General features: G+C 54.1%; 5 protein-coding genes. All 5 read left to right on the forward strand.

The features are described from left to right. Positions 1-46: 46 nt before the first annotated feature. The 5 genes from ACFPOF_RS08835 to ACFPOF_RS08855 all read left to right on the forward strand — a co-directional run bounded on the left by ACFPOF_RS08835 (position 47) and on the right by ACFPOF_RS08855 (position 13,369). Positions 47-1,588, forward strand: coding sequence for an ABC transporter substrate-binding protein (locus ACFPOF_RS08835; RefSeq protein ID WP_378131803.1), 1,542 nt, complete (start codon positions 47-49; stop codon positions 1,586-1,588). A gap of 69 nt (positions 1,589-1,657) precedes the next feature. Further along, the gene (locus tag ACFPOF_RS08840) at positions 1,658-5,317 is read left to right on the forward strand and encodes a discoidin domain-containing protein (protein WP_378131662.1); all 3,660 of its coding nucleotides are present in this window, start codon (positions 1,658-1,660) and stop codon (positions 5,315-5,317) included. A 31-nt stretch (positions 5,318-5,348) separates the two neighbouring features. After that, positions 5,349-6,881: an ADP-ribosylglycohydrolase family protein gene (locus tag ACFPOF_RS08845; RefSeq protein ID WP_378131663.1), complete on the forward strand. Its 1,533-nt coding sequence runs from the start codon at positions 5,349-5,351 to the stop codon at positions 6,879-6,881. A 17-nt stretch (positions 6,882-6,898) separates the two neighbouring features. After that, entirely contained in the window at positions 6,899-7,087 is a 189-nt protein-coding gene (locus ACFPOF_RS08850) for a hypothetical protein (protein ID WP_378131664.1), read from the forward strand. A gap of 294 nt (positions 7,088-7,381) precedes the next feature. Next, positions 7,382-13,369 (forward strand): S-layer homology domain-containing protein, encoded by a 5,988-nt coding sequence (locus ACFPOF_RS08855; RefSeq protein WP_378131665.1) that lies wholly within the window; start codon positions 7,382-7,384, stop codon positions 13,367-13,369. Positions 13,370-13,378 lie beyond the last annotated feature (9 nt).

Consider the following 13,378-nt stretch of genomic DNA (forward strand, 5'->3'; position numbering starts at 1 on the left):
GTGAACAGACACGAACACGAAAAAGGGAGCGATTGCATTGGTCAAAATGAAAAAAACAGGATTTCAGTTGTTCAGCTTGCTGTTAGCGTTTGGCGTAGTTGCAAGCGGTTGCGGAAATAACAATTCGAGCAGCGGGTCCTCTTCGTCCCCATCTTCCACGCCTGCCGACACGTCGTCGTCGACCGCTTCGGCATCCGCTTCGGCCCCGGCGAAATTAGAGCCTTATGAAATTACGCTTGTCTACCCGGGAGACAAGCCGAAAGACCTTGCCGAAGTGCAAGAGGCGATGAGCAAATATTTGACGGACAAAATCAACGCGACGATCGTGCTGAAGCCGATTGATTGGGGTTCCTGGAACGACAAAACGAACCTGATGTTCGCATCCAAAGAATCGTTCGACGTCATTCTTACGTCGGCTACGTTAGGCTATTATGGCAACGTTGCCAAGGGAGCGTTTGAGCCGCTTGATGATCTGATCGCCAAGTACGGCCAGGACATCACGTCGGTTATGGGCGACAAACTCGATGGCGTTAAAGTAAAAGGCCATATCTATGGCGCGCCGACGAATAAGGAACTGGCGAACGCCAACGGTTTCTTGTTCAACAAAGCGCTTGTCGACAAATATAACATCGATCTGAACCAGATTCAGAAAGTGGAAGACCTTGAGCCGGTTTTGCAGAAGGTCAAAGAAACCGATCCAGCGCAACTTCCGCTCTATGAAGGCAACTGGCGTTATGTCGGCGGCCTCGTATGGAACGGCCAGTTCGATCCGCTCGGCGACGGCAACGGCGTTCTTGACCGCGACAGCACGGAGCTGAAAGTCATCAACCCTGCGGAATCTCCGAAATATATGGAAATCGCCAAGCTGGCGCACAAATGGTATAAAGCCGGCCTCATCAACAAAGACGCAGCGACGGCCAAAGATTGGGGCTTGATGCAAGCGGGCAAAGCGTTCTCGATCGAGCAAGAGCTGAAGCCGGGTAAAGATGCGGAAATGTCTTCTGCCTGGGGTTTCCCGGTTGTACAGAAGCAACTGGATAAACCATACATGACGACAAGCACGGTCGCAGGGGTTATGCTGGCGATTTCCAAGACGTCGAAAAACCCTGAGCGCGCCATGATGTTCCTGAACATGCTTTACTCCGACCGCGAACTGATCAACATGCTCGTATACGGCATCGAAGGCAAACACTTCGTGAAAAAGTCGGACACGGGGATCGACTATCCGGCAGGCGTAGACGCGAAGACAGTCGGTTATCGGAACGAAGGCTGGATGTTCGGCAACCAGATGTTGACGTACCTGTTCCCGAACGAAGACCCGAACAAATGGGAGAAGTTCAAGCAGTTCAACGACGAAGCGCAGAAATCGATCGCCCTCGGGTTCGCCTGGGACTCGGAACCGGTCAAAAACGAAGTCGCGGCAGTTGCCAACGTGCAAAGCCAATACTACGAAGCGATTACGACGGGATCAGTCGATCCGGAAGTATACATTCCCAAGTTCGTCGCCGCGCTGAAAGAAGCCGGCATGGACAAAATTATCGCCGAGAAACAGCGGCAACTGGATGAGTGGGCGAAACAGAAACAATAGCAAAGCACGGCGGCGGGGGTGAAGATTTGCCCCCGCCTGATGTTGGAACTAGAAAAGGAGGAGCAAATAATGAAAAAGGTTTTGTTATTGCTTTTATCCCTCGTTTTTGTGTTCTCTATGTTTTTTGTTTCCCCGATTCCCGGATCGGAACCGACGGTCTCCGCCGATCCGCTGAACCAACTGAATGTATGGTCCCCGCCTTCCGGCACGCCGGCGAACACGAAGTTCACGGTTCAAGTGCGAGAATCAGGTCAAAGCCAATGGACGGACTTGTTCGAGTATAACGTCAAAGTCGGCCATCAAAACGTCGCGAAAGTCGATTCTTCCATGGTTAACTTCGATTTTGCCGGAACGGTCGACGTGAAGGTCACTTATAACGGGGGGACGGTTAACAGCTATGTGATCGGCCCGGAGTCGTACGGCATTCAATCGTCGCGGTCCGGCAATACGATTACGTTCTCGATGACGCAGAACAATGACGCGCCACGCAATGCGGTTGTCCGGATCAACGGGGACTGGGAGCAGGATGTGCTTCACATCGTGACGAATCCGCCGGAGCAAAACCCGGTCGATCCGAACGCTTCCAACGTGTATGTCGTCCAGCCGGGAGCGGAAGTTCCGCTTCAACTGCCCGCCGGCAAAGATACGTATTATTTCGCGCTGGGCAACCATACGCTCACGCCGGGGTTGTGGGTGGAAGTGGATCTTGGCGCCTCGTACCCGGTCAGTTCAATCGGGCTTAATCAAGGCAAGTCGCTTAGCGGCGGCGCATCCGCGCCGGTCACGCCGCAGAAGTTCATCGTGGAGACGAAGGCGAGCGCAGGGGCCAGCTACACGACAGCATACGATGGTACCGGCAACTCTCAGACAGGCAACATTACGCGAAACTTCACCGAAGTGCAAGCTCGTTACGTCAGGCTGAGGTTGCTCGGCAACAACGGCACGGCGCGCGACATCTTCAGCTCGTTCGTCTCCGAATTTGCTGTGTACGCGACAGGCAGTTCGACGAATCTGGCGCTGAATCATGCGACGGCAGGCGCAATGCCGGGATATGCGAAAGCGGTCGACGGTAGCTCGACGACGCAGTACGACTCGACATCGGAGTACGGTAACTGGCATGCCGGAGAAACGTTTTTCTTATCCAAGAGCAATTATACGGCGTACATCGCCGCAGGCGCGATCGTTCACGGCTCGATCATGTCCGACGGCTTGAGCAATGTGACCGTTCGCGGCCGGGGCATATTGGATGGCAGCCAGTTAACGCATTTGCCGGAAACGCTCGCGGAAAGCCGGGTAGGCGCCATCTGGTTGATCGGCGGCAGCGACCATCTCGTCGAAGGCATCACGATTACGGACTTCCCGATGTGGAACGTCGTCATGAACTTCACCGACCGCCCGATCGCGCGCAACATTCATATTTTCGGCAGCAATATTAACGCCGACGGCATTCATATGAGCGCCAGCAAGGACGGTTCGATTACCGGCGTCTTTATTCGAACTTGCGACGACCACATCGTCATGTATCACTACGGCCCGACGTCCGGAATTGCGGTTCGCAACAGCGTTTTCTGGGGCGACGATGCGCATATCATTTTGCTCGGGCTTGGGGAGAAGTCGAACTCGGACATTACGAACATGACGTTTGAGAACCTCGACGTGCTTACACAGCAAGGCGTATATATCGTTGATAAATTTACGGGCGTCATGAAGCTATGGGCGAGCAGCGGCAACAGCATCAAAAACATTTTGTTCAAAGACATTCGCGTTGAAGCGTTCCGTTCTCCGGAAAAGTCCAAAGTGTTCCACTTCCGAACGGATCAGCTTAGCCCGGGCGTCGGCAAGGGCAAGTCGGTTGAAGACGTCGTGCTGGACAATGTGACGTACAACGGCAGCGGCGAACAGCCGTCATTGCTGTATGGCGTAGATGCGAACTCGTATATCAAAAACATTTATATTCGCAACTACAAGCGGCAAGGCGTGTTGGCTCACGATGCAGCTTCCGCGAATTTGACCGCGGACAGTCAGGTGTCCAACGTGTTTTTCGAAAATACGCAATGGGATGACCGCTTTGACGGGCAGATAACCGGGGCGGCGCCGACGGGTTGGTCGAGCACATCCGGCGTTACCGTTCAAGCGGCGCCGGGCGGCGCGACGGGCAGCAGCGTGCGCGTGCAGAAGACGGGAACGCAGGCGGTCGTCACTGGCCGCGCGCTTGCCCCGGCGATTGACGGCGACGTTGCGGTTCAGGCGAAAATGTACATGACGGACAAGACGAATTGGAAGTCCATAATCGTCGAAAATTCGTCAGGCCAGACGTTGCTGCAAGTCGGTTTCGACAGCGGCGGGAACATTTTCAGCAATCAGGGAACGGTCTACAGCGCGCGCATGGCGTACAACACGAACCAATGGTACGCCGTTAAAGCGGTTGTCCATACGCTGACGGACACGTACGATCTCTATGTCGACGGCACGCAGATTTTAACGGGCGCCGCGCTGGAAACGGCAACGAGTAATGTCGGCCAGGTCAAGTTCGGATCGGCCGAGACGGCGGCGGGAACTTATTATTTCGACGATGTCAGCGTTGCTAAAGTGACCGAGGCGGTGTTCGGAACGGGGACGCCGGGAGTTCTCGTGGACGAAAGCTTCGATAGCGCCGTAACGGGCAATTCACCTGCCGGCTGGTCGATCGTGAAAGGCGCTTCCTCAAGCGTAACGGTTCAGAACGTGCCGTCGGGCACCGACAAAAGCGTGCGTGTGCTCAAGTCCGGAACCGACCCGGTCATTGCGATGAAGCCGTTCGAGCCGACAGCGGGGCGTCTGACGATCGAAGCGAAAATCAACATTTCCGACAAGACGAACTGGAAATCGCTCATTATTAACAACGGGATCGATCAGGAGTTGCTGCAAGTCGGTTTCGACAGCGGCGGCAACATCTATCGCAACAACGGCACAAGCTTCAGCACGCTGATGACGTATGATACGGACCGTTGGTATGCGATCAAGGTGGTCATCGATACGGCGACGGATAAGTATGATCTGTACATCGACGGCAGCTTGAAGGCGGCGGGATACGCGCTGGAGGCGGCGACTGACAACGTCGGCATCGTCAAGTTCGGGTCGGCTGAAGCGGCGAACGGTACCTTCTACTTCGATCAAGTGAAAGTGACGATCGGCGGCACGCTTGCAAGCCAGCTCATCGACGACAACTTCGAAAGCGACACAGTCGGGAACGCGCCGGGTAATTGGTCGGCAAGCTCGGGTATTACGGTCGTGCAGCAGTCCGGCGGCAGCAATAAATACGTGCGCGTGCTGAAGAGCTCCTCCAGCGCGATCGTCGCGGGAAAAAGCTTTGCCTCGCAGTCGGGCAAAGTGACGGTCAGCGCGGACATGAGGTTCGCGGACAAAAACAACTGGAAGTCGATGATCGTGGAAGATTCCGGCGGGCAGACGCTCGTGCAGATCGGCTTCGACAGCGGCGGACATATTTACTGCAACAACGGCTCTTCATACAGCTATTTTACGAGTTACAACACGAACCAATGGTATGCCGTTAAAGTCATCGTCGATACGGTCGCCGATACGTATGAGTTGTACATCGACGGCGTCCGTCAGTTGAACGGCAATGCGCTCGTCAACGCCACGGCGAACGTCAGCCAAGTCAAATTCGGATCGGCGGAGACGCCAAGCGGCAGTTATGATTTCGATAATGTTAAAGTGACGGCTAGTTAATGAAAGACTAGATCAGCTTGAGGTGATTTCTATGAAATTGAGCATTGCAGAATATCGAGATAAGCTGGCGGGATGCTGGCTGGGCAAAAATGTCGGGGGAACGTTAGGCGCTCCTTTCGAGTGCAAGAGGGGAATTTTCGACGTCACGTTCTACACGCAAGACTTGAAGGGCGAGCCGGTTCCGAACGACGATCTTGATTTGCAGCTTGTGTGGCTGAATGCGATCGAGAAACACGGACGTTCCGTGGACGCGCGGATTCTGGGCGAATATTGGCTGTCGTATGTTACGCCGAACTGGTGCGAATACGGCGCAGGCAAAAACAATATGCGGGCGGGACTTGTCCCGCCTCTGGCCGGGCACGTGCACAACGTGTTCCGGGACAGCTGCGGCGCTTTCATCCGCTCGGAAATATGGGCTTGCCTTGCGCCGGGGCACCCGGAAATCGCCGTTCAATATGCCTATGAAGATGCCATCGTGGACCATTCCGGGGAAGGCGTGTATGCGGAAGTGTTCTGCGCGGCCGTCGAAAGCGCGGCATTCGTTGAGAGCGACGTCTACAAGCTGATCGACATCGGATTGTCCTACATCCCCGCGGATTGCGGCATCGCGAAAGGCATTCACACCGCGCTCGACGCTTATCGATCTGGCTTGAGCTGGCAGGAAGCGCGGTCGCGCGTGCTGCACGCGGTGCCGGGCAGCTTCGGCATCATCGGCATGACGGCCGAGGAACTGGCTGCCGACGATATTCCGATCGGCGAGATGGGGTACGATGCGCCGAGCAACATCGGCCTCACGATCGTCGCTTGGCTGTATGGGGAGAACGACTTCGGCAACACCGTCTGCATCGCGACGAACTGCGGGGAAGATACGGATTGCACGGCGGCTACCGTCGGTTCCATCTTGGGCATCATTCATGGCGCTAAAGGTCTTCCAGCGAAATGGACAGAGCCGATCGGGGATTCGATCAAGACGCTTTGCATTAACTTGGGCGATCAAGGGCTGCGTGTTCCGAAAACCGTCACCGAGCTGACGAATCGCATCATGAAGCTTGCGCCATCGTTCCTTGGCAGCGACCTTTGCGATACGCTTTGCGACGAACCGGGGTACGTGATCGAGATGCGCGAGCCGGAACAACTGTCGCACCGTCCGGAACGCATCAACTCTTGGATCGATCGCAGCTTCTTCGACCATCTGGCGCTTGCTCCATTCACGGTGAAATACGACTTTGTTATTTTCAGCTCGTACCTGGACTACGGCGCGGAGCCGTTCATCCGGGAGGACCAGCCGATTACGTTAAAGCTGAAGCTGGAAAACAAACTGTACATGCAGCAGTATTTACAGCTAAACTGGCACATGCCGGATGAGTGGGACATATCGCCGAGCCGGAAATCGGCCATTCCGCTGGAGCAATACCATGCCAACGTCGGCACGGCAACGGTAAACTTCACGATCACGCCTCGACAGCTTAAGCAATCGCGGTACGATCTGATCTTGGAAGTGATCGCCGAAGGGCGTCCGACCAAGGGGCTGATTCCGATCGTGCTTATTCATAGCAGCTTATAAGTTTTTGTGCACGGCATTTGCCACTGCCGTTGTTGACCGCAACGATAGCCGTCAATACGTTAAAGGGGCTGTTCGGATTCTCGCCGGCCGACTATGGCAAATTCAACTCGGCGCTTGTTGTACTTGGCATGCCTGCCGCAATCATTTTCCTGTTCGCGCGCAATTACATTACAAGCGGCATTACGGCGGGGGCAGTGAAAGGTTAATGCACGTAATCGGAAAATAAGTTGTTCGCACATAAACACGGCATCTATCCGTATTATCGGGTGGGCCGTGTTTTTGCGCGCGGAAGTGACTCAAAGCCGCCTATTATGCATAAAATTCCTGTTTGGATTAGAGACATCCATTTATTAACCAAAGTTAACACTGCGCTAATATCTACCGAACATGGTCTTGCAAAGTTAACGTCTCATTAATATCCATCGAATATGGCTCGCAACAAAGTTCAATAGACTTTATAGGGCTAGCCAGAATAACGTGGAGAAGGAGATTCGACAAGAATGAAAAGAAAGTACGGCAAATGGGTGTCATGGACTCTTCTGATTGCCATGGCACTGGGCGTTTACCCTTATGTGCCAGCATCGGCGGAGGGGCTTGATTATGCAAAAGTGCCCAAGTTGCTTATTACGGAACTTGTGCCGGATACGAACAACGTTAGCGGGTCCGACGGTTACGAGTTTATTGAAGTCTACAACAATACGAGTGCTGGGCTCGACTTTAGAGATTTTAAGCTAGTGTATACTAACGGTAACACGAATACGGACTGGGCGTTGATCGCTCCAGTTAAGGATGAGCCTGTCCCTCCTACCTTGATTCCTCCTGGTCAGTCGATCGCGCTATGGGTCATAAATAGCGCCAACGGCGGGGAGACGGCTGCCAATTTCAATGCAAACTTTATGAATGCGAATGTCACGTATAACCTCGAAGAAGGAAAAAACCTGTTTCGCGTGAACGGTGGCGGCGGAATGGCCAATACGGGAACGCGAAGCTTAACAATTAAGGACAACGGTGGTATCGACATTGTCAAAGTCGCGTACACGGTTGCCACGTCCAAAGTAAACTACGGAATTGTGTACAATTATCCGACGGACGGCAGCATTTCGATGCAACTTGCCGGCCTTGAGACGGACCCGGCAACTCCGGGGATCGTAGCTCCGACGCAAGTTCCAGATCATCCTTCGGATTATGTGCCGGGCGCCCTGGGGTTTGCGCATACGCCACCTGCAAAAGCGTGGACCAATCAGGATTTGAACATTTCCGCAGTTGTGAGCGGTGGCGTTAATACGGTTACTGCGGAGTTGTATTATAAGTCGGACGTGCAGGCCGACTTTGCTTCCGTTGCGATGACGCCGGGAGCTGACAACATATTCACAGCGGTTGTGCCTCAACAGGCACTGGTTGGAGCAAACCAATTGCAATATTATTTCCGCGCGGCGGACGGTGCGGCAGAGCCGATCGATTCGCCGAAGTACAACATCATTGTCGAGACGCCGAACCTGCCTCCGATCATCGACCACATTCCCGTAACGAAGGCGTCCAAAAACTCGGACATCGTTCTGACGGCCGCGATCTCGAACGCGGAACCAGCGGCCCAAGATCCGGTTACGGCTACGGTATATTACAAAACGTCTTCACAGCAGTTTTTCAGTGCGGTCGCCATGAAACTTTCGGGTACTGCGTATCAAGCCACGATTTCGAAAGACGCATTGGCTGAACCGCTGCTGCAATACTATATCGAGGCTAAAGATAAATCGAACACAGTAAAGACGGATACTTACGACGTGACGGTTGATGTGTCGCTGGACCCCTCCAAGCTTCCGCCACTCTTGATTACAGAATTGCTGCCGGACAGCGTTAACGTCAAATCTTCGGATGACGGCGAGTTCATCGAAGTATACAACAATTCCGACAAGCCGATTTCGTTCAAGGATTATAAGGTGTACTACCGTTACCCTGACTCAGGTACGGAAGCGGATGTCATCTGGCCTGCGGATAAAGATGACATCGTGATCGATCCGGGCAAGACGCTCGTGTTCTGGGTCATCAACAGCGGGAACGCGACGCAGACCGTCTCCGACTTCAACGCGGCGTTCAAAACGAATCTTGTCGAGAACAAGGACATCGTTAAAGTCCGTTCCGACGGCATGGCGAACTCGGCCAAGCGGGGAGTCGCCATCGGCACCAACACGCACGAAGATATCGTCGCGGCGTATTATGACGGAGCAGTCAAGGGAGAAGTTGTCGCCGGAAAAGGCATTCTCTACAAATATCCGTCCAATGGCTCGAATACGATGTTGAAATACAGCGCAGGTACCCAGAATGCGACACCGGGATCGGTCGACGCCGAGCAAATTCCGTCCGCTCCGGTGCAGACTCCGGACGACACGGCAGAGCCGACGATCGGCGACCATACAGGGAAGACGTCCGTCGGTGCAGGGGACAAGCTGGATTTGATCGCGGATGTCAAAGACGACATTCGCGTGCTGTCCGTCGCGGTTTATTATAAAGCGGACAAAGATGCCGACTATACGAAGAGATATTTGACTGCGAATTTTAACGACACTATGTATCATCAGTTGCTAACGCAGCCGGATCTGATCGGTAAGAAGTATATCGATTATTACTTCGAAGCTTCCGACGGTACACACCTTGCGACGACGCAAGTGAAACGGGTGACCGTTGACGATGGGCAAAACCACGATCCGCTCCGCCTGAACGTTAAAGACGGGGACATTGTATCCGGAACGAAAGTACTTAAGGGCACGGCCGAGAGCGCAGGTCCCGACACGCTTCAGTTAAAGATCGACGGCGTAACGGCAGGGGACGTATATTACGCACTGGAGAAAGACGCGTTCTTCGCTTTCGATGCGAAGGAAGTCGATTATTACTTCAAAAACGCCATCACGATAGGGCAAGAAATTTTGTATACGTTCATGGACCCGATTCCGACGTATGCAACGCTTTCTTATCCGATCGCTTCCGCTCGTTTGAAGGCGGGCGAGAACGCGATTACCATCCGGGCAGGAACGAAGACGGGGCCGTTCGACGAGCGTCCGGAAGAGAACAAGGACGATTTCGTTGTTCGCAACGTCCGGCTCGTGCTGTCCGACGGGACCGTTATTATGGACCCGTTGTACGCTAATGCGCTGAAAGAATTGAAAATTGGAGATTCCGGCGACAAGCCGCGGTTTATCGATTTCAAATTTGCTTTGCCAGCGGAACGTCTGCGTTCCAGAACGATTGATTGGAACACCGCAAGTTTGACGGATGGCGAGCATACGGTCGAAGTTGTCGGAGCCGGCAACAGTACAGTGACGGCGAAAGTCATCGTCGACAATACCGCTCCGTCGATCGAAGCGAGCGTCGAGGACGGACAAACTTATCGCGGCAGCTTTAAGCTGGACGCGAAAATCACTGATGCGCTTGCTGGCGTTGCTTCATCTTCAGCTACTCTTGACGGCAAAGAGATAGCGATGCCGTACGCCGCATTCTCCGGTGCGCTTGCTGCCGGCGAACATGTTCTGGTCGTGAAAGCAGAAGATAAGGCGGGCAACGTATCGGAGAAAATGATCCGGTTCAGCGTGCCTGACGAGAATCCCGAGCAGCCAAAGCTTATTGCTCCGCTGAATGGCAGTAAGCAAGCCAAGTCGAGCGTTAAGCTTGAGGTACAGGTGAATGACCCTTCGAATGACGTTATGAAGGTCGGTTTTTACAAAGGCTTCAAGTACGACTCACATAGCCTGAAAGGCTTTGCGGGTTACGCGGGCCAGAGCGAGGTCGAACCGCCGAAGCAGCTTCAGCTTGACGACGAGAAGGCGCTGAGCGCGGAAGATTACGAGAAGATCGGTGCAGCAGACGGTAATTACCTGGTGAACGATTCGGATACGCAGTTCCCGTATCATCGTTTCACGATCAAGCTTGACGCATCGGTCAAAGCGACGGATCGCGTCGATATCGCGTGGCAAGGCAAGTCGTTAGAAGGACGCAAAGTCAGCTTGTACGCCTGGCAGCCGGCGAGCAATAAATGGGTGATGCTCGACACCCGGGTGGCGGACGCTGCGGACTTCTCGTTGACGGCGACGGTCAAAGCCGGCGATTACAATACGAACGGAACGATCCAGGCCATGGTGCAGGACGAGCTTCCGGTGAAGCAGGATCCTTACGATTTCTCCTTCATTTGGATGTCCGACACGCAGTATTACGCTGCCAGCTACCCTTGGATTTACGAGGGCAATACGAAATGGATCGCAGACCATAAGCAGGATATGAACATCAAGTATGTCATTCATACCGGCGATATTGTCGACAACGCGGAGCAAGAGTACCAGTGGATCAACGCCGACAAAGCGATGAAGACGCTGGAAGATGCGGAAATCCCGTACGGCGTGCTTGCGGGCAATCACGACGTCAGCCACCAAAATGGCGACTATACGAACTATTACAAGCATTACGGGGAAGATCGAGTTAAAGGCCAGCCGACGTTCGGCGAATCTTACAAAAACAACCGGGGGCACTACGATCTCGTTTCCGCCGGCGGCGTCGATTTTATCGTCGTGTATATGGGATGGGGCGTAACGAGCGAGGACATTGACTGGGTGAACCAAGTTGTATCCGAGCATCCCGACCGCAAAGCGATTCTATGTTTCCATGAGTACATGCTTGTATCCAACAACAGAGCGCCGATCGCGGAAAAAATATTCGAGCGTGTCGTGAAACCGAACAAAAATGTCATTATGGCGCTGAGCGGTCACTACCACGATTCCCAGACGCTGATCGACAAAATCGATGACGACGGCGACGGTACGCCGGACCGCGAAGTGTATCAGATGCTCGCCGACTATCAAGGCGCGCCTGAAGGTGGACTTGGCTATATTCGCTTAATGCAATTCGACATCAAAAACAACCAGGTGCACATGAAATCCTATTCGCCGTACTTGGACGACTACAACTATTACGATCCGGCTCAATTTCCGAACAAAGACGAGTACGACATGAACGTTGATTTGAACGCGATGAAAAAGCGGGTAGCCACCGACTACTTCGGCGTACGGGTGTACACCGATCAGCGGATTGGCACGGCTTCGAACGTGCAGAGCGGACAGACCGTGTCCGCAACCTGGAGCGGGCTCGCTCCGGATCGTTACTACGAGTGGTACGTCCAGACGGAAGACAACTACAGCGGGAACACGTTGTCCGACATCTGGGGCTTCGCGACAGGGACGGTATTGCCGGAAACGCCGGACCCAGGCACGAGCAATCCGGGAGCATCTGATCCGGGCGACAAGCCTTCGACAGGCTCCGGCTCTCAGAAAGACGTTGTCTTGAACGTTCAGGAGAAGGATGGCGTTTACCCTGTCGGCATCGATGAATTGAAGAAAGCCGTCTCCGAAGCGGCCTCCGCTACCGGGATTATAGATCTTCGGCTCGGCGCGGCATCGGCAGAAGCTGGTCAGCCGCTTACAATCAAGCTGAGTGGAGAAGGATTCAAGAAAGCAAGGCAATCCGGAACGACGTTCCGGGTCGTTACGGCGGAAGGGACGCTTGTTATTCCGGCCAGCGCCGTTCCAGGCGATGCGGCGGAAGGCAGCGACGAGATTCTGCTGACCATTCAAGTAAAAGATAATCGCTCTGAAGCTGGTCAAAGCGCATCGCCTGCCAATGGAGACGGGGCGCTCAGGACGACAGGGCTAACATTTGAATTCAGCTTGACTTCCGTTCGCGGTCAAACGAAGACGGACGTTCACCGGTTGGAAAAGCCGGTAACGGTTCGCCGGACGCTCTCGGCGGAGCGCCTTGCCGGAATCGACCCGGATTACGCTGGCGTCTATTATATGAACGGCAGCAAAGCAGAATACGTGGGCGGTACTGTGGCAGGCGGTGAACTCGTCTTCACCGTCGATCATTTCTCGACTTTCGCATTGTTGGAGTACAGGAAAGCTTTCTCCGATATGAAAGGCAACTGGGCGGAGGAGTATGTGAACAAACTGGCCGCCAAGCACATCGTCACCGGCGTGGATGAAAACCGTTTCGCACCGAAGCTGGCCGTGACCCGGGCGGACTTCGCCGTTCTGGCCGTAAGAGCGCTCGGTTACGGCGTGACGCAACCGCTGCAAGGCCATTCGAACTTCGCGGACGTGCCTTCGAAAGCCTATTATGCGGGTTATGTTTCCAAAGCTTCCGAACTGGGGCTAATCCAAGGCGACGGCAAACGGTTCCGGCCAACAGATAACATCAGCCGTGAAGAAGCGGTACTTATTCTGGTGCGGGCTTACGGAGCGATGACGCATTCCGTCGTAGCGCTTCAAGCCGACGCGGCATCGTTCGCGGATATGGATCAAGCGTCAGCGTGGGCGCGAGAGGCCATTGCGACAGGTCAATCACTTGGTCTCATAAGCGGCAAGAGCGGCAATTTGTTCGATCCGCGCGGTCAAGTCACACGTGCTGAGATCGCGAAAATGATCTATCAATTGCTGCATGTCAAGGTATAGGACATACGT

The organism is Cohnella soli (assembly GCF_042655525.1).
In the GTDB taxonomy this organism is placed as follows: Bacteria; Bacillota; Bacilli; order Paenibacillales; family Paenibacillaceae; genus Cohnella; species Cohnella soli.